General features: G+C 40.8%; 25 protein-coding genes. 8 read left to right on the top strand and 17 right to left on the bottom strand.

The annotated features are described in order from the left end of the window. Positions 1 to 2: 2 nt before the first annotated feature. The 6 genes from ACQKMH_RS01270 to ACQKMH_RS01245 form a co-directional block, all read right to left on the bottom strand. Positions 3 to 1,370, bottom strand: coding sequence for an aspartate aminotransferase family protein (locus ACQKMH_RS01270; RefSeq protein WP_427585721.1), 1,368 nt, complete (start codon positions 1,368 to 1,370; stop codon positions 3 to 5). A gap of 72 nt (positions 1,371 to 1,442) precedes the next feature. After that, positions 1,443 to 1,673, bottom strand: coding sequence for a ferredoxin (locus tag ACQKMH_RS01265; protein ID WP_061464616.1), 231 nt, complete (start codon positions 1,671 to 1,673; stop codon positions 1,443 to 1,445). A gap of 13 nt (positions 1,674 to 1,686) precedes the next feature. Then, entirely contained in the window at positions 1,687 to 2,550 is an 864-nt protein-coding gene (gene ablB / locus ACQKMH_RS01260; RefSeq protein WP_427585720.1) for a putative beta-lysine N-acetyltransferase, read from the bottom strand. 65 nt (positions 2,551 to 2,615) lie between these two features. Then, positions 2,616 to 2,882: a YokU family protein gene (locus tag ACQKMH_RS01255; RefSeq protein WP_427585719.1), complete on the bottom strand. Its 267-nt coding sequence runs from the start codon at positions 2,880 to 2,882 to the stop codon at positions 2,616 to 2,618. Positions 2,883 to 2,884: 2 nt separating this feature from the next. After that, on the bottom strand, positions 2,885 to 4,321 hold the full coding sequence (ablA, locus tag ACQKMH_RS01250; RefSeq protein ID WP_427587474.1) for a lysine 2,3-aminomutase: 1,437 nt from the start codon (positions 4,319 to 4,321) through the stop codon (positions 2,885 to 2,887). A 267-nt stretch (positions 4,322 to 4,588) separates the two neighbouring features. Then, positions 4,589 to 6,070: a sigma-54 interaction domain-containing protein gene (locus ACQKMH_RS01245; RefSeq protein WP_427585718.1), complete on the bottom strand. Its 1,482-nt coding sequence runs from the start codon at positions 6,068 to 6,070 to the stop codon at positions 4,589 to 4,591. A 157-nt stretch (positions 6,071 to 6,227) separates the two neighbouring features. On the opposite strand from ACQKMH_RS01245, the gene ACQKMH_RS01240 reads away from it, so the two are divergent. Continuing rightward, a complete protein-coding gene (locus ACQKMH_RS01240; RefSeq protein ID WP_427587473.1) occupies positions 6,228 to 6,740 on the top strand; it encodes a GNAT family N-acetyltransferase in 513 nt (170 codons plus the stop codon). 281 nt (positions 6,741 to 7,021) lie between these two features. Here the strand turns inward: ACQKMH_RS01240 and ACQKMH_RS01235 are convergent, their stop codons facing one another. Continuing rightward, entirely contained in the window at positions 7,022 to 7,945 is a 924-nt protein-coding gene (locus ACQKMH_RS01235; protein ID WP_427585717.1) for a peptidoglycan-binding protein, read from the bottom strand. Positions 7,946 to 8,405: 460 nt separating this feature from the next. On the opposite strand from ACQKMH_RS01235, the gene ACQKMH_RS01230 reads away from it, so the two are divergent. Beyond that, the gene (locus tag ACQKMH_RS01230) at positions 8,406 to 9,248 is read left to right on the top strand and encodes an alpha/beta fold hydrolase (protein WP_427585716.1); all 843 of its coding nucleotides are present in this window, start codon (positions 8,406 to 8,408) and stop codon (positions 9,246 to 9,248) included. A gap of 124 nt (positions 9,249 to 9,372) precedes the next feature. Here the strand turns inward: ACQKMH_RS01230 and ACQKMH_RS01225 are convergent, their stop codons facing one another. Beyond that, the gene (locus ACQKMH_RS01225; RefSeq protein WP_427585715.1) at positions 9,373 to 9,891 is read right to left on the bottom strand and encodes a histidine phosphatase family protein; all 519 of its coding nucleotides are present in this window, start codon (positions 9,889 to 9,891) and stop codon (positions 9,373 to 9,375) included. A 359-nt stretch (positions 9,892 to 10,250) separates the two neighbouring features. On the opposite strand from ACQKMH_RS01225, the gene ACQKMH_RS01220 reads away from it, so the two are divergent. The 4 genes from ACQKMH_RS01220 (at position 10,251) to ACQKMH_RS01205 (ending at position 14,795) form a co-directional block, all read left to right on the top strand. Then, positions 10,251 to 11,819 (top strand): spore germination protein, encoded by a 1,569-nt coding sequence (locus ACQKMH_RS01220; protein WP_427585714.1) that lies wholly within the window; start codon positions 10,251 to 10,253, stop codon positions 11,817 to 11,819. Positions 11,820 to 11,845: 26 nt separating this feature from the next. Then, entirely contained in the window at positions 11,846 to 12,949 is a 1,104-nt protein-coding gene (locus ACQKMH_RS01215) for a spore germination protein (protein ID WP_427585713.1), read from the top strand. After that, a complete protein-coding gene (locus ACQKMH_RS01210; protein WP_427585712.1) occupies positions 12,933 to 14,147 on the top strand; it encodes a Ger(x)C family spore germination protein in 1,215 nt (404 codons plus the stop codon). The genes ACQKMH_RS01215 and ACQKMH_RS01210 overlap by 17 nt, the downstream gene beginning before the upstream one ends. A gap of 255 nt (positions 14,148 to 14,402) precedes the next feature. Beyond that, the gene (locus ACQKMH_RS01205) at positions 14,403 to 14,795 is read left to right on the top strand and encodes a thiol-disulfide oxidoreductase DCC family protein (RefSeq protein WP_427585711.1); all 393 of its coding nucleotides are present in this window, start codon (positions 14,403 to 14,405) and stop codon (positions 14,793 to 14,795) included. Positions 14,796 to 14,907: 112 nt separating this feature from the next. On the opposite strand, the gene ACQKMH_RS01200 is transcribed toward ACQKMH_RS01205, so the two are convergent. The 5 genes from ACQKMH_RS01200 to ACQKMH_RS01180 all read right to left on the bottom strand — a co-directional run bounded on the left by ACQKMH_RS01200 (position 14,908) and on the right by ACQKMH_RS01180 (position 16,826). Continuing rightward, positions 14,908 to 15,369, bottom strand: coding sequence for a KGG domain-containing protein (locus ACQKMH_RS01200; protein ID WP_427585710.1), 462 nt, complete (start codon positions 15,367 to 15,369; stop codon positions 14,908 to 14,910). Between the two features lie 337 nt (positions 15,370 to 15,706). After that, positions 15,707 to 15,862: a YvrJ family protein gene (locus ACQKMH_RS01195; RefSeq protein WP_057913045.1), complete on the bottom strand. Its 156-nt coding sequence runs from the start codon at positions 15,860 to 15,862 to the stop codon at positions 15,707 to 15,709. A gap of 53 nt (positions 15,863 to 15,915) precedes the next feature. Continuing rightward, positions 15,916 to 16,134, bottom strand: a complete 219-nt coding sequence (locus tag ACQKMH_RS01190; protein WP_427585709.1) for a DUF2922 domain-containing protein — start codon at positions 16,132 to 16,134, stop codon at positions 15,916 to 15,918. Between the two features lie 37 nt (positions 16,135 to 16,171). Beyond that, on the bottom strand, positions 16,172 to 16,390 hold the full coding sequence (locus ACQKMH_RS01185; protein WP_230159983.1) for a DUF1659 domain-containing protein: 219 nt from the start codon (positions 16,388 to 16,390) through the stop codon (positions 16,172 to 16,174). A 199-nt stretch (positions 16,391 to 16,589) separates the two neighbouring features. After that, positions 16,590 to 16,826, bottom strand: coding sequence for a DUF2798 domain-containing protein (locus ACQKMH_RS01180; RefSeq protein ID WP_427587472.1), 237 nt, complete (start codon positions 16,824 to 16,826; stop codon positions 16,590 to 16,592). A gap of 191 nt (positions 16,827 to 17,017) precedes the next feature. Between ACQKMH_RS01180 and ACQKMH_RS01175 the strand changes: the two genes are divergently transcribed. After that, positions 17,018 to 17,890 carry a LysR family transcriptional regulator gene (locus ACQKMH_RS01175; RefSeq protein WP_427585708.1) on the top strand — a complete coding sequence of 291 codons (873 nt, stop codon included), beginning with the start codon at positions 17,018 to 17,020 and terminating at the stop codon, positions 17,888 to 17,890. 235 nt (positions 17,891 to 18,125) lie between these two features. After that, positions 18,126 to 18,776 (top strand): hypothetical protein, encoded by a 651-nt coding sequence (locus ACQKMH_RS01170; RefSeq protein WP_427585707.1) that lies wholly within the window; start codon positions 18,126 to 18,128, stop codon positions 18,774 to 18,776. Between the two features lie 46 nt (positions 18,777 to 18,822). Here ACQKMH_RS01170 and ACQKMH_RS01165 read toward each other — a convergent pair whose 3' ends face one another. The 4 genes from ACQKMH_RS01165 to ACQKMH_RS01150 form a co-directional block, all read right to left on the bottom strand. Next, positions 18,823 to 19,077 carry a sigma-G-dependent sporulation-specific acid-soluble spore protein CsgA gene (locus ACQKMH_RS01165; protein WP_427585706.1) on the bottom strand — a complete coding sequence of 85 codons (255 nt, stop codon included), beginning with the start codon at positions 19,075 to 19,077 and terminating at the stop codon, positions 18,823 to 18,825. 117 nt (positions 19,078 to 19,194) lie between these two features. Then, positions 19,195 to 19,392: a helix-turn-helix transcriptional regulator gene (locus tag ACQKMH_RS01160; RefSeq protein ID WP_063235187.1), complete on the bottom strand. Its 198-nt coding sequence runs from the start codon at positions 19,390 to 19,392 to the stop codon at positions 19,195 to 19,197. A gap of 11 nt (positions 19,393 to 19,403) precedes the next feature. Beyond that, positions 19,404 to 19,916, bottom strand: a complete 513-nt coding sequence (locus ACQKMH_RS01155) for a DUF6773 family protein (protein WP_427585705.1) — start codon at positions 19,914 to 19,916, stop codon at positions 19,404 to 19,406. Between the two features lie 199 nt (positions 19,917 to 20,115). Further along, positions 20,116 to 21,543: a GntP family permease gene (locus ACQKMH_RS01150; protein ID WP_427585704.1), complete on the bottom strand. Its 1,428-nt coding sequence runs from the start codon at positions 21,541 to 21,543 to the stop codon at positions 20,116 to 20,118. Between the last annotated feature and the right edge of the window lie 14 nt (positions 21,544 to 21,557).

Raw genomic sequence — 21,557 nt, 5'->3', positions numbered from 1 at the left:
TCCTAAATAGCCTGCATGTCCTCAATCAAACCTTCCGCGTGCAATTCATGCTGCAACTCTTCAAGGGAAGCTTCCAGTATCTTGACGAGGCAATCAATTTCTTCATTCGTAATGACCAATGGCGGAGATAAGATAACCGCATCACCAGCGATTCCTTCAATCGCACCTGCAGCAGGATAGATCAACAGCCCCTTCGCAAAAGCCTTATTGACAAGCCTTGTAGTCAGGCCGATTTGCAAATCGAACGGCTTTTTCGTTAGCCGATTGGAGACAAACTCAAGTCCGAGGAGAAGTCCTTTCCCTCTTACATCACCAATGATATCGAATTTTCCAGCCAACCCTTGCAGCTTCTTAAACAGATATTGACCTCTCTCTACCGCAGCCTGAACCAGTTCATTTCCCTCAATGTAGGAAAGCACTTCCAATGAAACGGCAGCAGATAGAGGGTTTGCACTATATGTGTGTCCAGCCATGATTGATTTCGAGCCTTTTATAATGGGCTCCATGACACGGTCAGTAACCATTGTGGCTGCCATCGGCGTATAGCCGGCGCTCATTCCTTTACCCAATGCGATGATATCCGGGGTGACTCCCCAATGTTCCATCGCGAACATTTTTCCTGTCCGTCCGATTCCCGTCATGACCTCATCGGCGATAAAGAGAATCTCATAGTTTTCGCAGATTTCCTTAATCCTTTGATAGTAGCCATCCCGCGGTGTTACAGCACCAGCGGATGCCCCGATAATAGGTTCTGCGATGAAGGCTGCGATATTCTCGGAGCCGACCCTTTGAATGGCTGTCTCCAGTTCATTTGCACACTGAAGCTTGCATCCGGAAGTATCATTATTATAAGGACAGCGATAGCAGTAGGGAGCAGATATGCTAGGAAAATCCTCCAATAGCGGAACAAAACGCTTTCTTCTTGGCACATGACCGGACATCGATAAAGCGCCCATCGTAATCCCGTGATAACTCGTCCATCTGGAGATGATACGATTTTTTCGCTCATATCCTTTTTCTTGCCAATGTTGAATCGCGATCTTCATCGCCGTTTCGGTCGCTTCCGATCCGCTATTCACGAAAAATGACCAATTCAAATCCCCGGGAGCCAACTCACTTAGCTTTTTGGCCAATGCCTCTGCGGCCTCACTCGTAAAATGAGATCGATAGGCAAAGGAAACTTTGCGGGCCTGCTCCGTCATTGCCTCGACAACCTCTGATACACCATGGCCAATACTCGCTGTGACTGCTCCTGATGACCCGTCTATATACTGCTTTCCATCTATATCATAAAGATAAATTCCATTCCCATGAGAGATAGTGGGATAGTCATGATCTAAAGTAGGCTTAATCAAATAATTGCGTGTCATGTCATCTCTCCTTTTTAACGTTCTTACCCACTGTGCATTATTCTATTAATCAATTAATTTCTAAAACTGAGTTTACCAACTAAAAGGTTCATCCTGAATCAGAATCGATTCTGTAGGGCAGCCTTCCATAGCATCTTGCATGTCATCATGCAGGATCTCAGGAACTTCGGCAATCCCCTGATTATCGTCCAGGATGACGAAAGCGATCCCTTGATCGTCATAGTCATAAATTTCAGGACCGGTTGAACCGCATGCCCCGCACGCAATACAGGTTTCCTTATCTACCCATGTGTATTTAGCCATAGAAAAAAACCTCCTACTTGAAAGATAAATCTTTACCCCAAATATTCATGTCCTCATACTTATCCCAAATATTGCAATTCTTCGTTAATCTGCCTCCATATTCATAACCAAGCTGGTGAAAAACGGCGTTCATGCCCATTGACAAAGATCGTGCCAATGAATACGAACAATAAATATTTTTCCTGATCAGCTCTTGTTCCAATGCGGAGATGAGCACTTTCATGAAACCGTGCTTACGATGATTGGGAAGTGTTGCACAGTCTGTTAATTCAGCGTTATGATACATTTCATTCACTTCCGCGGATGCAGCACTCACGATGGTTCCTTCATATTCAATAACACTGAAAATCGTACCTTCTACCATCACTTTTTTGATATATCGCTCATCATTCATCGGTGTAGGATAGGTTTCAAAAATAGTACTATATAAAATCGCCAGCTCTTGTGCATCCTCATCCGTGGCAAACCGTAGTATATAATTCTCAGGTATTTGCTGATTTTCCATTAGTCTAGGAACGCCACTTACATCTTGGATGATTTTATCTTCCTTCACCCAAAAGTCGCTTGTTCGCCTTTCATCCGTTAAATAGAAGGCCATGCAATAGGCATCATTCCCTTTGAAATATCTGCTCATTATTCCTTCCAGCATGAATCCTTGAGCCAATGCAGCAGATAAATCTTCCTGTCGAGCTTTTAGTATCACCTTTGTATAGCTCTGCTCATGTGCGATGGCAAGCGCATGAGTCACAGCTTTTTTTAAATTCCCCCGATAATCATCCAAACGTAAACGCTGATTAGCATGATCATGATACAGTTCCATCGTATAACAATCCCCAGACTCCATTTGGGTGAAAAAAGGCAGCTTTTGAACAGGCATTATGTCCCCCCCTTATTTAATGAATTCGGGAGAAGAGATGCATCACATCTGCTTCTCCCGGCATTCTATTTCCAATTGAATATTTGCTTAACAGGCGCCTGAAGAAGCTGATCATACGTAAACTCATCAGGATATTCACTCACATCATATATGGATAAGGCTTCATCCACCTTTTGATTCATCGAATCAGACACATAGATTCCACATTCCGGACAGTTCACTGCTGGAACTTGAAGGACTTTTATTGAGCGTTTCCCATCAGGCATGATCCAGTAGCAATCCTTCATTTCGCTTTCTTCAACGTTAGGCGCATTACACCACAAGCAATCCATCTTTATTCCTCCTTGCCTTCAGTTTTCACCGAGCCACTTGCGACCATGGCGTTCTTTTTTTCTTGGGCTACCCTTAATTTTTCCTTCATTTCATCCCGTTTATCACGGCGATCCTTCAAAGAAGCATGTTCATCAGTGCTTTCATACGCTTTTCTCTTGTCAAGACGACGAAGGCCCTCTGGCACTAAGTTGAATTTCTCGTCCGTCATGAGAGCGGAGATTCCGACGGCTTCTTTCCTGTCCTCAGTACCATACACTTCATCAAAGTAAGCATCTGCACTGCCGGCAACATAATTCTTCGGCTCCGGATAACTAGTGATGACACCTTCAAAGTTCCGTAAAACGACTTTATCCGGACTTTGCGAAAGAAGGTAATTTGGAGTCAAGGCAATCTTCCCGCCTCCGCCAGGAGCATCCACCACAAAGGTTGGCACCGCATACCCTGATGTATGGCCGCGCAGCGCTTCAATGATTTCCAATCCTTTTGAAACCGGGGCCCGGAAATGGCCGATTCCTTCAGATAAATCACATTGATAAATGTAATAAGGTCTTACCCTTGCCTTAACACAGTCATGCATAAGCTTTTTCATGATATGGACACTATCGTTGATACCAGCCAGGATGACAGCCTGATTACCAAGTGGGACGCCGGCCATCGACAACATATCACATGCTTTTTTCGCTTCATCCGTCAATTCAAGTGAATGATTGAAATGCGTATTTAACCAAATTGGATGGTATTTTTTCAGAATATTACATAAATTTTCCGTAATCCGCTGCGGGAAAACGACTGGTGCACGTGTGCCGATCCGAATGATTTCCACATGCGGAATGGCACGTAAGTTACTCAATACGTATTCGAGAATCTTATCATTAATCAACAGGCCGTCTCCTCCAGAGATCAGCACGTCCCTCACTTCCGGAGTATTCCGGATATATTCAATCGCCCCGTCCAGCTGCTTCTTTGGAACGCCCATGCCAACCTGACCTGAGAAACGGCGACGCGTACAATAGCGGCAGTACATGGAGCATTGGTTCGTTACAAGGAAAAGCACGCGATCCGGATAACGATGCGTCAAGCCTGGAACAGGTGAATCCTCATCCTCATGCAGCGGATCTTCCAAATCATATCTGGTCTTATTCATTTCTGCCGAAAGCGGTACCGACTGTAAACGAATCGGACAGCGAGGATCATCGGGATTCATCAAAGATGCATAGTATGGCGTAATGTTCAATGGAATCGTTTGGGTCGAAATACGGACCCCTTCCTCTTCATCCGGTGTCAAGTTGACGACTTTTTTCAGATCATCCAATGTTTTAATCGTATTGGTCAACTGCCAAATCCAATCATTCCACTGCTCTTCCGTTACATCCTTCCACAGTTCGATCTCATTATAATGTCTGCGTCCACCAAGGTATTCTTTATGTTTTACATCCATTCCCATCAAATTCATTAATAATTCCCCCCCAATATTCTTAAGAACCTATATACATCTACTCGCAAGAATGATGCCAACATCCTCAACTAGGGAAAACAAAGGAAAAAGAGATTTTTACTAAATAAAAACGCAAGAAATTTTTCGTTATGCCTAATATTTTGCAGCCAGATTCTTTGCGCCAGGCTAATCGTTAAAAAAAAGAGGGTCTCTATACATGAGAGCCCTCTTCAAGTACCTCCTTATTTAGTTGATGATGGCGTTTTCCATTCATTTTGATTCCTTTGATCCCGCCGCATAAACTTTTTCAATACCGTACTTGTTTAACTTATATTGTAATCCCTGTCTTTTAATATTGAGGGCCTCAGCTGTTTTGCTGATATTCCCGTTATATTTCTCAAACATATTGATGATCATTTCCCTTTCCATCTCTTCAAGAACGACCGGTAAATCAATCTTATTCTTTAATGAAGGTTGGGGGCTCTGCGCACTTGAGGCAGAATATTTTCCTGAAGGGAAGAGATAAGCAGGAAGATGATGTTCATCAATCATATCCTCCCCCGCATCCATTACGTTAAAGGCCAACTCGATGGCATGTCCCAGTTCACGAATGTTTCCGGGCCAAGAATATTGAAGAAGCCGTTGCATCGCCTTTTGGCTGATCCCGCGTACTTCTGAAAAGAATGACTTGTTAAATTTTCGAATAAAGTGATCGGCGATTTCCGGTATATCCGTTTTACGCTCCAAGAGAGAGGGCATTTGAATCGTCACGACATTCAAACGAAAAAATAAATCCGAGCGAATGATACCACGCTCTAACGCCTCGTCTGGAGAGATGTTCATCGCAGCAATGATTTTCACATTAATTTTTTGCTCCTTCGATCCCCCAACACGGCGTACCTCACCTTCTTGCAGCACTCGCAGCAATTTTGCCTGCAGGCCAAGGTCAAGGCTATTCAATTCATCAAGAAACAATGTACCGCCATTTGCCTGTTCAAAAATCCCCTGCCGGTCCATCGCTCCGGTAAAAGCCCCTTTTGTCGTGCCAAACAGCAGTCCCTCCATCAATTCCTTTGGAACAGCCGCACAATTTTGCGCAATGAATGGTTGATTTCGCTGAGCACTTACATTATGTATACTTTGAGCGACCAGTTCTTTTCCTGTCCCCGTCGGTCCATAAATCATCACCGGTGAATGTGTACGGGCTGCTTTTTTCGCTAATGAAACCGCTTGCTGAAAAGCCGGGCTGCTACCGATTAAATCACTAAAATGATAGGTCGCCGTCCCTTCAAAGAACTTATTTTTCTTATGGGTCTCAACCAGCTGGGAACGCAAATCAACAATTTGATCATACATGTTCATGACCTTGGTAATATCCTTTGCAATTTCCACTGCCCCAATAATTTTACCGTCCTCGTATAACGGATACGTACTATTGATGGAAGTTATTTTTTTCTCTTTTAAATTGACATACGTTTGAATGGACTCAATCGTTTCGATGCCTTTATCCAAGGCTACATGCAGCGTACTGGATTCATCAGTCAATGAAGGATAAAGCAAAAAGATATTCTCACCCAACACCTGCTCACGATCAAGCCCGTCAATATGTGCCATCATTTCATTGTAGAATACGGTATCCCCATCTTTATTCACGATATGGACACCCACATTGATCACATTCAATATCCATTCAAATTGAGTGGAAAACTGATTTACTGAAGATTTCATTTCTTCATCTCCGTTCTCTGCCATTTGATAGAATCACCTGTAAATTATAGCATTTAATGGGAACTATTCATCTCTTTATCTTGAATAATTTCAAAACCAAAATTTCCCCAAAAATAAAGGTAAAACCACTATCTTCAAAGAAAGTTTAAATAGAAAAAATGAAACGAAAGGGGTGATTGGGATTTCAAAACGAACGAAAGAAACCAGTATTGAAATTAAAACTTGGAAAGATAAGGACCTTGATTTACTTTTTCAACTAAATATCCCAGAAATGATGGAGCATCTCGGTGGTCCAGAAAGTAAAGAACAAATTCTGAAACGCCATCAACGATATCTTCAGCTTGAGGATAAGGGATGTATGTATAGCATCATCCTGTTTCCAGAGGCAGTAGCAATTGGTTCCGTTGGCTACTGGCAAACCGTACGGAATGATGAAAATGTGTACGAAGTCGGCTGGAGTGTCCTCCCTTCCTATCAGGGAAAAGGAATCGCATCCATTGCCGTGAAGGCTCTCATAGCCAAAATCAAAGCCGAACGAAAATACAAATATATTCACGCATTCCCGTCCCTCACTAATCCTGCTTCCAATGCAATTTGCCGCAAGCTGGAATTCACACTCCTCTCTGAATGTGAATTCGAATACCCTCCAGGAAGCTTTATGCGATGCAATGATTGGCGCTTGGAAATTGTTTAGGTCGAATTAATTGTAGTGTGGGACGAATTAATCGGGGTGAAGGACGAATTATTTCATTTTAGGACGGAATATTCCGTGGTAGGTCGAATTATGGCGGTTTTAGGTGAATTATTTCCCGGGAAAGTCTAAATATTTTGGGCGTAGGTCGAATTATTGCCGCGTGGGCCGAATTATTCCCGGCGTAGGTCGAATTATCTCGATTTAGGACGAATTACTCGGGGTGAGGTCGGCTAAGATGCCTATCCGCGAACATTCACGTTTCACATCAGATGTTATGGTTCTCATTTTCTAGCAAACAATTCATTCCATGTTTGTTTACCTGCCTTTTTATCTGCAGAAATCCTTCTTGCTCTTTGGAAGTTAAATACTGCCGCCTCAGTATTTTTTCCGAATTTTGCGTCATGGGGTCCAGGGTTAAATCCTTCCATATATAGTGCTGCTTGCAGGATCCATGTAATATTGCAGGTGGCGCCTTTTTTTACAGGGACGATCGCCGCCTTCGTTTTGGGTCCCCATTTTCCATCAACAGCAAGCTTTTTATTGAATTGCTTATTCAGTTCCGTTTGCAAACTTTTTATAAGGGCCGATCGAGTTTTAGGACCATTAACCCCATCCACAGCAAGTGCCGCTTTATACCGCCTATTTAACGCTTTTTGAATAAAAATTATATGGCCATCTCCTTTGCTGGTCTTTGATAGTTCAGTTTCTTCGAGGTTAAAGGTAAGTTGAGGGTCTTTCCCTGCCTGTAACTGTGTATGGGATAACCCGGCCGTCATCTCCAAGTGAGGATAATCCTTGAATGAAGTCCAATCCCCTCCCCAGTTAAATCCTAACTCTTTGCCTATAACAGCCACACGCTGCCACTTTGCATTCCTTGTCCATATTGCGTTCTTCCCATCATCACTCACAAGGAAAAAATCAATAGCGAGTCCAAAATTATGATAAGATTGGCCTGGCTTTGCGTTTGTCACTTTAGGTTTGGCAAGATTAGTATAATCTTTTCCATTGTAACTATAAACTCGTCCTTGACCATAAAGCACAGCTTGTTCTTCAAAAGAGCGATGACCCGCACTAATCTGTACATAAATCCCTTCATTATAAGCACGTTCTACCATTTCTAATGCTGATGCCTTCACCACTTGATTCATCCCTTTGCCCATCTTTTTCACTGATCGATCCAATAATGTTCGTAATGCCACTGTCACTCTAATCCCTCCTTTTAAGTTCCCTTTCAGACCTTATATAAGCTTTTTTATCGGAAAAGTAGCATGTTAGGGGAAAAGTTTTCACATATTGTTGATATTTGAACAAATAAAAGAGACCACTTGTTGTGGTCTTAGACTGTAGATAAACTCGATAATAATTAAGTTTGTCTACAGTTTTTTTAGGTTTTTAACATTTGACCGTTGCGTTCCACTCCAGGCACTCGCATAGAAAATGAATAGTTGAATATCAGTATAATGTGGAAAATTTTGGTGGTACAAGGTATGTCCCCATGTTACAGTAATAAGCATAGGGATATTTCCCATTTTAAATATAAAAGGAGGCCTCGTCATGATTATTAAGTGGGTTAGACTACGATAATTAAAGGGGCAGGCCCATCATGCTCCGGAAAAAATTTATTGATCTGAACATTAGATAAGATTTAATACGGAGGTAAATAACATGAGTGAACAGATACTGAAAATAAATAAAGTGGATATATGTACAGAAAGTTTTGGAGACTCTAAGGACCCTGCTGTGCTTTTGATCATGGGAGCGATGTCTTCATTAGACTGGTGGGATGAGGAATTCTGTCTTCGCCTCGCTAATCAGGGGAGGTTTGTCATTCGGTATGATCATCGGGATCTGGGGCGATCGACCGTTTATAAGCCCGGAACTTCCAACTATACAATAACGGACATGGCTGACGATGCCGCGGGTGTCCTTGACGCTTATTCCATAGAACAGGCTCATATCGTTGGAATGTCCCTAGGCGGTTTGATTGGCCAGATACTTGCCTTGAGATATCCGGAACGCGTATTTACGCTTACGCTAATTGCATCAAGTGTGTTCGGGACTGTGATGGAAAAACTGCCTCCGATGGACCAGGGCATACTGGATTACCATGCGAAAAGTGCTTCCATAGATTGGTCAAATCGGGAGGCGGTCATTCCCTATCTTGCGGATGGATGGAAAACTTTAGCCGGTTCCAAACATTATGAGCAGGAAAGAATATATAAACTGGCAAAAAGAGAGTCGGACCGTGCCAAACAGCTACCGAGCAGGTTTAATCATACCATGCTACAAGGAGGAGACGTATATTACGATAGAATGGATGAGATCAGCGTACCTGTCCTCATTATTCATGGTACAGAAGATCCAGCCCTGCCATACGAGCACGGTCTTGCTCTTGCGAAAGCCATCCCTCATGCTGAATTAGTTACTCTTGATGGATCAGGGCATGAGATTCATAGTGAAGACTGGGACGAAATTATAGATTCAGTTATTAACCTTAGTTCGCAATAAAAGGATCAGTCGAAAAATTTAGCCATTATGTAAGACGGTTGCAATTCGGAAGATGAATAACCCTAATTAAAGCCCCCTTTCTCAGAGTTACAAACGAGAAAGGGGGCTTCCTTTACTTCATTGGTTAATTCAAATGCGTGGTACTGTTTAAAAATCTAATAAGTTTATATGGATGTTCGGTATACTCAAGAAGATGTATACCTGTATTACTAGAATTGAACCACACATCATTAATTTCGCGTGGAAATTGAAGAAAACTTTCAATTAGTTTTGTAATCATCCCCCCATGGGATACAACAGCAATTCTTTTATAGTTTGCACTGTTTTCTTTAATATAGGAAAGTACATTTTGAGCTCGTAATGTAAAATCAAATTTACTCTCCACATCTTGCATCTCTCGCAACTCATCTAAGCATGTTACCGGACATTTGATAGTATTCGATAAAGTTTCGGCAGTTTTACTAGCCCGAAGCAAGGTACTTGACCATATGAATTCTGGTGGAAACTCTTCTAATACACGTCGGCACATTTTTTCTACTTGTTCAACTCCCTTACTAGTTAGTGGTAAATCTGTGGTTCCTTCGTAATTTTCTTCTAGAAAATCGTCTTCTGACTCACCATGTCGAATTAATAGTATCTGCAAGATAGCACCTCAATTTTGTTTATTTATCCAAATTAGTAATTCTATTCAACTTAAATAAAACCTTTAAAAGAATAAAAACTGAGGTATTTGTTACCAATTAAAATCCTGTATTAAATATTGCTTTTAACTTCATTGCATAAGAAACGCAGAAGATATTAATACTATTTGAGATATAAAGGAATTTTACAGATTTTATCTGCTATCTGAGACAAGTATAGGGTGATGAAAATGTGGAAAACGATTGTTTCCTACCTTCCAGAATGGCAGGTTTTTATACAAGCTTTTATTGCGTTTTTTATTCCGTTTCTAATCAGCAAATTGTTTATTTTGCTTCGTACCTCAAAGGATGAGTGAAGATAATGAAAGAGTGGATATCAAAGATTGGTAAAAAAGGAAAAATTACTAATAATGACAAACTAGAAGTATCTACCTCCCAAGATACAACGGGTCAGGGTACAGATAACCCCATTTTAAATCTTGAAATGGTCAAGCAAGAAATTGGCCATAATTGGGATGTACATTTTCGGGAATTTAATTTAGGGCATACAGGTATAAGGTCCACTATCATTTTTGTGGACGGGCTATCGGATAAAGACCTTATTGATAAGCATATTATGCCAACATTGATGGTTGATTTTTCAACAGCATATAAACAGGACCTTCCTAACTTCAAAGAAGGCATTTCAAAAGATTTTATAAAAAATGAAGTGTTATCCATTAGTGAAGTGGAAGAAGTCCGTTCCATTAAAGAGTTAGCATCAAAAGTACTAACAGGCTCTACCGCTCTTATAATGGATGGATCATTGGATGCGCTAATCCTTGGAACTACAAAACTTAAAACAAGGGCAATTGAAGAGCCGGTATCAGAGGCATTAGTCAGAGGCCCACGGGTCGGTTTCACTGAATCATTGAGTGATAATACATCCTTTTTAAGGGGTAGTGGTGAAATTGAGAATTTATCATTAGTAAAATTCCAAGTAGGGAAGCGTTCAAAAAAAGACTTGGTTGTCGCTTACATAAAAGATATTGTTGATCCCGAATTAGTTCAAGAGGTAGAAAACCGAATTAAGAAAATCGATATGGATAGTGTGCCTGAATCAGGTTATGTAGAGCAACTCATTGAAGATAATTACCTAAGTCCTTTTCCACAGGTACAGAATACAGAACGTCCTGACCGGGTGATCGCTGCTTTGATGGAAGGACGAGTGGCCATCTTATTGGACGGGACTCCATTTGCTTTGATCGCTCCAGTTACCTTAAGCATGATGTTGCAATCACCGGAAGACTATTATGAAAGATGGATACCTGGCACATTCATACGAATCCTTCGTTACCTCGCAGCTAGCCTGGCTCTTTTTACCCCGTCTTTGTATATAGCTTTTATCTCATTTCATTCAGGGATGATTCCGACCAAACTGGCCATTTCCATTATAGGAACCAGGTCCGGGGTCCCGTTTCCGGCACTTATCGAAGCATTATTCATGGAAATATCCATCGAAATTTTGAGGGAAGCAGGACTGCGCTTACCTAAGCCAATCGGTCCGGCAATGGGAATTGTCGGCGGTTTAATCATTGGGGAAGCTGCTGTACAGGCCGGGATCGTTAGCCCTGTTTTGGTCATTGTAGTAGCGTTAACCGCTATTTCATCATTTTCCATTCCGCAATATAGTGCTGGGTTTACTTTACGGATTCTTCGTTTTCCTGCAATGCTATGTGCTGCCACATTTGGATTATACGGGGTCATTCTCTTTTTTCTTTTCATGACCAGCCATTTAGTGAAATTAAAAAGCTTTGGTGTACCTTTTTTGAGTCCAGCCGTTCCTTATCGCTTAAGTGAATGGAAAGACCTGATGGTTCGCATGCCGCTTATGATGATGAAACGCCGTCCAAAGATGATGCATACAAAAAACCCTGTACGTAAAGGATAACCTATCGATGAAAGGGTGATAAAAGAATGATTCTCAGTCCGAAAGACAAAATTACAACTCCTCAAGCAGCTGTCATTGTCATCAACTTTATACTCGGAACAGGATTACTCACCCTCCCCAGATCATCTACGGAGAAGGTACATACACCAGATGTATGGATAAGCGTTATTTTAGGTGGGGTTATTGCCATAATCGCGGGGGTGATCATGGTTAAATTAAGCCAACAGTTTCCAGAAAAGACCTTTTATCAATACATCAATGATATTGTAGGAAAATGGGTGGGGAGGTTGCTCAGTTTCGTTGTAATATGTTATTTTCTTACAACTTCCGGATTTCAACTCCGGGCAATGGCGGAAGTAATAAAGTATTTACTTCTGGAAGGTACCCCTACATGGGCAATTATTATGATTTTCATGTGGGTAAGTCTTTATCTCATCATCGGTGGCATTAACCCGATCGCCCGTCTTTTTGAAATTATATTACCTTTGACAGTTATCCTTTTTTTAGTAGTCACCTTTATGAGTATTAAAATATTTGAGATCGATAATCTGCGTCCGGTATTAGGAGAAGGAATCATCCCTGTACTAAAAGGTGTAAAAACAACGGCTCTAGCTTTTTCAGGGCCTGAAGTCATGTTACTGCTTCTTCCGTTTATGAATCAGCCAAAAAAAGCAGCAAAAGCCCTGATTGTCGGAGTTTCCATTCCATTGATTTTTTACGTGATAACGGTCGTAATGGTTATCGGGGCACTATCTGTTGATGGAGTGGTCATGAGAACATGGCCGACACTTGATCTTATACGAAGTTTTGAAATCTCCGGCTTGATCTTTGAACGATTTGAATCTTTATTGCTCGTGGTTTGGATTATGCAAATATTCGCCACATTTACCATAACCTACTTTGCAGCTGCTTTAGGGCTAGCTCAACTTTCTAAAAAGAGCATTCACCCATTCATGTTCGGCTTGCTTCCGATTCTATACATCATTGCCATGATTCCGAGAAATATCAATGACCTATTTAAACAAGGAGATTTCGTCGGCAATATGGCCTTGTTTTTATTTGGTTTACTCCCGCTTCTCCTGCTTATCATCTCAAGAATAAAGGGAGGAAAATATGAAACGAACACATAGCAAGATACGGCCCCTCTTCATTTCCCTCTCCGTTTTTTTGTTCTTATCCCTTACAGGATGTTGGAGCAGTCATGAAATTGAAGAGCAAAGTCTAGGTATAGGTTTGGCATTTGATAAAGGCAAGCAGTCCTCCATTGAGAATAAGTTAAACGAACAAGGGGAGAGTTATTCAAAAAGAAACCTGATTACTGCAACTTATCAATTTATTACTCCACAGGTAGCGAGTTCAACAACGAAACAAGCAGGACCACAACAAAAAGCTTATGTTAACGTTTCCGAAACTGGAGATTCCCTCCATCAAATGGTTCGTGAATTATCATTGAGAAGTCAACAACCCGTAACCGCTCACCACATGAAAGTGGTTGTTATCGGTGAAAGTCTTGCAAAATCGTATAGGTTGGAACAATTACTTGATCAAAATTTCCGAGAAAGTGAGGTTAGACCAAGCTGTCTTGTTCTCATCAGTAAAGGTAGAGCAAGCAAGACACTTGAAACAAAGAAAGCAGGAGAAATTCCAGCGTTCCGTCTGGCTGGCATTGTAGAAAATGCCTATCGAACAACGAGGATTTTGCCTCCCATGTCACATATTAAAGTAGAAAGCAAGATCAAATCAGGATCTAGTTTTCTGTTGCAAAATGTACTATCAGTGAATGGGCAAGTCAAATTTGCCGGAGCTGCCGTGATCGATGGAAAGACACACAAAATGACTGGTACTTTGAATGAGGAAGAACTGGAGGGCGTAACATGGATAACAGGTAAAGGGAAAGGCGGTGTAGTGAAAAGCTTTTATAAAGAAACCGGTCAGCTGATTGTGTATGAGATAGAGACCATGAAAAGCAGAATTATACCTCGAGTTAAAGGAAACAACATCTCTTTTGATGTAAACATTGAATCAGTGGGAAGGCTTTCAGAAAATTGGGTGCTTTCGGGAAATACTTTTAAAAATGAATTTCTCAAAAAAGCAGAAAAATCATCTGAAAAAGAAGTGAAACGCTTGGTGAGGAATGTATTAGAAAAAATGCAAAAAGAATACAAAGTCGACGTTGCTGGCTTCGGAAATCGATTGCGAATTGAGAATCCTAAAGTATGGAAGAAGGTCAAAAAGGATTGGGACCAAACCTTTAGTGAAACTCCGATCAACTACAATGTAAAATTAACCATTAATGATTATGGAACATCAGGAGGATCAAAGAAGTGAGACATCAAGCTTAATTACGATTGGACCTTCTAAAAATGAAAAGATCAAAAAAAGACCTAAATGATCTATTCAAAATGGTAGTAGCAATCTATTTAAATTCTGTAAAAAAGTGTATATTCGTTCCACAGGAATCCTGGCCCTTCTATACCCAATCTCCAAGCCATTACTTGCGAGACACGTTTTCGCCTTACCAAAACGGGTAGTGTATGATAGAAGCATGAGTATGATAAACGTCTCTCTATAGGAGGAATGTTCATGAATCCGGTCATTTTATTCGATGGTGAATGTAACTTTTGTGATTCGAGTGTCCAGTTCATTATAAAGCGCGATCCGAAAGGGCTTTTTCATTTCGCTTCGCTTCAAAGTGAGGCGGGTCAAGAGTTGCTGAAGAAGTACGATGCTCCTGCAGATATCGATAGTATGGTGCTAATCGAAAAGGATAAGGCCCACTATAAATCGTCTGCAGCCTTGAGGATTTGCCGCCGTTTACAAGGGGCATGGAAATTGTTTTACGGCTTCATCATCGTTCCAAGCTTCATCCGAAACAGCGTTTATGACTTCATTGCCAAGAACCGCTACAAATGGTTCGGCAAGAAAGAAGAAAGCTGTATGCTGCCATCGCCAAGTGTTCGAAAGCGCTTTTTATAACGCAAAAAAGGTAATCCAGCTGAATTACCTTTTTTAATGTACGACTAATAAAACCGAGGGATTGGTAATCTCCCTCGGTCATTTATCGTGTCACTCAATTTTTCCTTCTATATTAACGGCGGCTCTTTTCCCCGCCTTTGCGTCCTGCTTCTTCTCGGCTCATTTTTCCATCATTGGGCCCGTCAGAGCTGCCGCCATCACGTTGATTGGCACGTGCCTCTCCGCCTTTTTGCCCGATTTCCTGATAGAATTCTTTATCATGATTGTCGGATGTTGCTTCCCCGCCCTTTTGGCCAATCTCCTGATAGAATTCCTTATCATGATTGTCGGATGTTGCCTCTCCGCCCTTTTGGCCAATCTCCTGATAAAATTCCTTATCATGATTGTCGGATGTTGCTTCTCCGCCTTTTTGCCCGATTTCTTGATAAAATTCCTTATCATGATTGTCGGATGTTGCTTCTCCGCCTTTTTGGCCAATTTCCTGATAGAATTCCTTATCATGGTTTTTGGCTGTTGTTTCTCCACCTTTACGGCCTGCTTCTTCACGATTCATTTTACCATTGTCGTTAGTCATTAAAATTCCTCCTTAGTATTTGGATTTTTCATGAACTAGCTACATGTGTCATGTACCCGTTTGGACGGATATAAAACTAGAATCTACTAAATACGTCAGGTCGCTCTCACTATCTTTTCCCGCCTCCTGAGTCCTGCTTCTTCCCCGCTCATTTTTCCATTGTCGTTAGTCATTAAAATTCCTCCTTAGTATTTGGATTTTTCATGAACTAGCTACAGTTGTATGTATACCCGATAGCTTTCATATAAAACTAGAATCTATTAAACTTTCACTGATTTTCCCATCCAAATAGGAAGCATCATGAATGATATCACTCATGATGCTCCCCATTTATCCTTTACCCTGACTTTGGAATCCCTTCTCGCAAGCGATCAGGCAGCTCAACAAGGGTTTCGTTCAATGTATCCAGTTTCGTTTCAATCCGATGAAGCAAATAGAGGGTTACAATGATGGGAAACCCGATATCACTGACAAATGGCAAGATTTGATCCATTTTTCTTCTTCACCTCTCCTCCATGGTGTCCTAAAAAGATGACACCCGGTACGTTAGCTAAGTTCCACATCCTCGACATTCCGCTCGACGAGGCGTGCCGCTTTCAAACCGACGTATCCTCCAGAAGATGAAACGAAGATATTCCCCGCAATTATTCGTTCCATTGCCAGTTTTACTGTATTTACATGAACCGGCTCCTTCGGATTATCAATAGATATCGTCGCAGACTTCCCTTCTTCCGTATCGAAAATCATTTCCAATACTTTAGCCATTCCACTCACCTCCCTTACAATCTGTTTCACTAGCCGTTTAGCCAATCAACGAGTACGTATCTACCCGCGTCACTTCACCCATTGGGTAATTTTGTACGCTTGCAATGGCAACAGCTGTCGAAAACAACTGATCCGCCGTCGCCTCGATTCTGATGTTCGAGAAAGCTCTACGCTTGAAGACGATGACCCCTTTTTCATTTAACCCCGTTTCAAAATCAATCCGTAACGTACTTGATACAGGAATTTGGTTTGCCATGTCGCTCACCCCCTTTCACACTCTATATAAACTTTCACGAGATGAAAGTAGCATGTTCTTAAAATTTCTTCAGGGAAACGAATAAAAAGCCGCCCATCATATGGGCAGCTCGTGATCCGTATTCTTAATATCCATATTTTTTACTTTTTTTCAGGAAATCCTTTAAAATAATATCCACATTTTAATTCTCTACTGGCCATTATCTATTGTCTTCTTCTCTCACTAAAAAATCTTTCTCCATTATTAGCGGTTTTTCTACAAAATTAATTTTTCTCATTATTTGTTGTATTACTCTCGGAAAAAAGTAAGCTCCAAAGAAAGCACAGATAAAAGCCTGTGACCAAGTTTTTAACCATGTAGATAAGAATATATGATCATACCCCCTATTTATTGAGACTAATATAAATGAAATAAAAAAGGACATACTAAAAGCCATTAAAAATGCATAGATGATATTTCTGTATTTAACGTTAATATTCATTATTTTCTACTTCAACTCCCAAGGTTTCTAGTTTTACCTTTTCTTTAGTTCTGTTCCAACTATATTTTATTTCTTCTATTTACATTAGTAAAACGAATTTTTATAATATATCTATTAGAATTACTAATACAAAGGGGTTAGTGAGGGTGAATTCGTATTATGCTTTTATCAAAACCATAGAAACAGGCAGTTTCACAAAAGCTGCTGAAGAACTTGGCTATACTCAGTCCGCCATTAGCCAAATGGTGCATTCATTAGAGGAAGAACTTTCTACCACTCTTATTTTACGTTCTCGAAAGGGTATTACACTGACACCAGATGGCGAGGAATTTTTGCCATATATCAGGAAAATTTGTAATTCACATAGGGAACTGACTGAAAAACATAAAGAGATGGAAGGACTGCAAAGTGGCCTTATTCGAATTGGTACCTTTTCCAGTGTTACATGTCATTGGATACCGGGATTGATCAAAGATTTTAAAGAACTTTACCCAACTGTTCATTTCGAATTACTTCAAGGAAACTATACGGAAATCTCAAACTGGATTAAAGAAGGAAGCGTAGACTTTGGCTTTGTGAATTCAAATATTTCGGATCTTACTACGATACCCTTGCAAGAAGATGAAATGCTGGCTGTATTGCCAGAAGATCATCCTTTAGCATCATCCACAAAAGTCTCATTGAAAGAATTGCTAAAAGATCCTTATATTCTGTTGGATGAGGGAGTTATAAATGAACCATTAATCATTTTTAATCAGTACAATTTTGAACCAGATACACAATATCGAGTATTTGATCCCTATGCGATTATGTCCATGATTGAACAAGAGCTTGGCATTTCGATTTTACCGAAACTTCTCTTAAATAAATGTCCCTATAATATTGTAATGAAAGCTATCTCTCCTTCCATTATTCGAACCATTACATTGGCGTACAAGGATAAAAGGGTATTGCCAATAGCAAGTAGGTACTTTATTGACTTTATTATTGAAAGGTATAAAAAAGTATATGAAGCTTAATAAAAATTATTTAGCAAATCCTGCGCCTTATCCCGTCCCAGTTACTTGTTTCATAAATTAAATCCTGATATTTTTTCTAATTATAATAACGTTTTTGCTTTTGATTTTATTTTCCCTTTAGATTAGTTTTTTATAACTGACATATTTTGTTGAAGATAAATTGCATTTGGCTTTATATGGCACGTCATGTCCGCCTTTTCTGGGAAATAATAATCACGAAAGGAAGTGGATGTTGATGTCATTAGAATGGTTTGACAGAGTAAGCGGGGAATTGCAGGATCATCTTCAATCAATTTGTGAGAAATATGACCGCAATGGCAGCATGATCGTGGAGCGCGGGTCTAAGCATCCACGCATCGAATTTTATACAGAGCTGGATGACAATGAGAGGGCTTATTTTTCCTCGCTGTTTTTTGATCCGTATAATGAAGAATTTTATATGGAATCGTTCGAGCCGGATTTAGGGCAGGTTAGCAAGGTGATTCTTTCGGATATTGAAGATATCGTCGATGCTGTCCATGAGAGCTTCCATAACTATCTGGAAGAGGATGATACCGATTATGAATATGATATGGATATGGATGATGAAAATGATGATGATTTGTATGATCCAGACGGCGAAGAATCCGATATATACGAAATCGATGTAGATTGGGAAACACCTGAAGTGACCGCGTATATCCAGGATAATGAAGTCGAGGTCACCTATCAATTCGGTATCGTGCAGGAAACAGGTGATGGTGTGTTGAAACGGATCAATCGGATTCGGACAGCGGATGATGACCTGATAAAGGATGAAACGAATTTCATTTTCAGCAAAGAAGAAGCAAGCACGATCATCGCCATGATAGCCAGTCATATGGATTCACTTAGTGAAATGGAATAAAAAAACCAATAAAACCTTGTCCATGATCATCATGGACAAGGTTTTATTATATAAGAATCAGTTCATATACCTCAGATAATTGCGCAACCCGTTCCGTATCACTGGCTTCTTTTGCATGCTTAATTTCCTGAGGAAGAATATGGTTAAGGAGACTGGCTTCCTTACCGGAAAGCTTATTGACGAGTTCTTCTTCAGAATGAAAGTGTCCGCTTTTGATTTTATTATAAATTTCCTGCGCTTCAGGATATTGGTCCGTATAGTTAGATAATATCTCACGTAAGTAACCAATCGTACGATCCATCAAAACCATCCCTCTCGACTGTTAGATTTTTGCTTACATGCTCCATCTATACCTTCCCCCATTTTTTGATGTAAAATTCCTGAAAAAAAAGATATCCAAGTCAATGGATACCCCTAATCAGTCTTCCTCCCAAAATAAATCATCCAATGTACGCGATAATGCTTTACAAATACCTACACACAAACTTAATGAGGGGTTATACTTTCCGGATTCAATCAATCCTATCGTTTGCCTGGAAACGCCGACAATCTTGGCCAGTTCATCTTGTGACAAGTCCTTTTCTACTCTCGCAAGCTTCAGTTTTATATTTTTCAAGGGATTCGCACCTACAATTTCTTATTATCTTCGCTATTTTTCATACCGATTTTCTTCGCTAGCAAGTATATACCACCAAAAAACAGAAGTAAAATCGGCAAATAGATCATAACGGAAACAAACGATACCAATACAAAATACCATACGCCCTGGGAACTGCTATCCGCATAGGATACAGCACTATTCACCCCCATGAATATAGCGATGATGAGTGCTAACGCAACCGTACCAAAAATCGTTTTCCTGCTCATCGGTGTTTTGCTGGTGCGGTCATGCATTTCCACTTCATCCCAGAATACACCTAAGAAAATGGAACGAGCTAAGTAATACAGCCCTCCTGCAACAATGATCACGCATTCCAAATATAACTCCCCGCTGCCTGCACCATATTTATATAGTTTGAAAAGTGCACTCACCAGGCAAATGGCCAAGATGACGTGATACATTTCTTTATAAATTTTATTTCTTACATTCTCAATCCGCTCATCCGTGATCTTTTTCTTTCTTTTAAATATATTCATCATTGATCGACCTCCATTTAATTCCATTACTCCCCTCTATTATATGATTTATTTAACTTTTCGCAACATATATATTACATTTCATAAATTATATATTGCAATACGTAAAAAAAGGTATCCACACATCAAGCATGGATACCTCGCTAGCCTTATTTAGGGTTTTTCTCGTAAGTTTTGGGGATTTACTCGTGAATACATCATTTTATATAATACCAAACCAAGTATAGAGGGCAATGATGACAAAGACAGCCAATGATTTAATAACCGTGATCATGAAGATGCTGCCATACGATTGTCTATGCGTTAATCCCGTGACGGCAAGCAAGGTAATGACAGCTCCGTTATGCGGAAGTGTATCCATCCCGCCTGACGCCATGGCAACTACTCGGTGCATTACTTCAGGTGAGATATTTGCCGCAGCGATTGCCTGATTGTATTTATCGGCCATAGCGCTTAAGGCTATTCCCATTCCCCCGGATGCCGATCCCGTTATTCCTGCGAGTGCACTGGTCGAGACAGCACCATTGACAAGCGGATTCGAAAATACACCGGATATTCCATCACTGATTTTTGCAAATCCAGGAAGGGCAGCGATGACACCCCCGAAGCCGTATTCGGATCCTGTGTTCATGACGGCAAGCAGTGAACCGCCAATACTGTTGTTCAGTCCTTCTTTCATGTTTTTCGTAACGCGTTTCCAATCATAAGCAAGAGCCGTGACGATGCCGACGACCAAGGCAATTTCAACCGCCCAGATTGCAGCAGTGGCCGTTACGTCAACAGAATAGGCTTCCAACCCGATCGCAGAAAAATCAAATCCATTCGGGTACCATTTCGGTATCGCTTTGGTCAAATAATTATTCATGAAGGCAACTAACCCCAGCGGAACAAAAGCTAAAATCTGCCGTAATACCGTTTGGTTTGAATGTAAATCAGGTGTTGGCTCCTCTTTTTCCTGTTCTGGTGCAGATATATTTTCCCCTGGGAGCCCATAATATCCTTCTCCCGCTTTTTTGGCCCGCCTCTTACGGCTTTCTAAATAGAGCAAACCAACCGATAAGACAAAAATGGCACCTATGATGCCGAGGATCGGTGCGGCATAAATATCCGTACCGAAGAACGTTGTAGGAATGACATTTTGAATTTGCGGCGTTCCCGGCAAAGCATCCATGGTGAACGTGAATGCTCCAAGCGCGATGGTAGCCGGCATAAGCCTTTTAGGAATGTCGGCTTGCTTGAACAATTGAACCGCAAAAGGATAAATGGCGAAAACCGCTACGAATAAACTAACGCCGCTATAGGTTAAAATCGCACCTAAAAGGACAATCGTCAGCATGGCTTGTTTGGCACCGATCAAGCGAACGATTGTCTTTGCAATCGATTCGGCGATTCCAGACATTTCGATGATTTTCCCGAAAATGGCGCCTAATAAAAAGACGGGAAAATAATTTTTTATGAAAATGACCATCTTTTCCATGAAAACCCCGGAATAGAACGGTAAAATATTACCAGGGTCAATGAAGAAAACCGGTAAAAGTGCAAAAATAGGTGCAAACAAAATAACAGAATAACCGCGGTATGCGGCAAACATCAATAACCCAAGAGATAGCAATATAATCAGTAAGTCCATGAAGATCCCCCTAA

The organism is Peribacillus sp. NPDC097895 (assembly GCF_050277555.1).
Taxonomy (GTDB): Bacteria; Bacillota; Bacilli; order Bacillales; family DSM-1321; genus Peribacillus.
The sequence above is the reverse complement of the archived record's forward strand: the minus strand, read 5'-3'. Positions and strand labels throughout refer to the sequence as shown.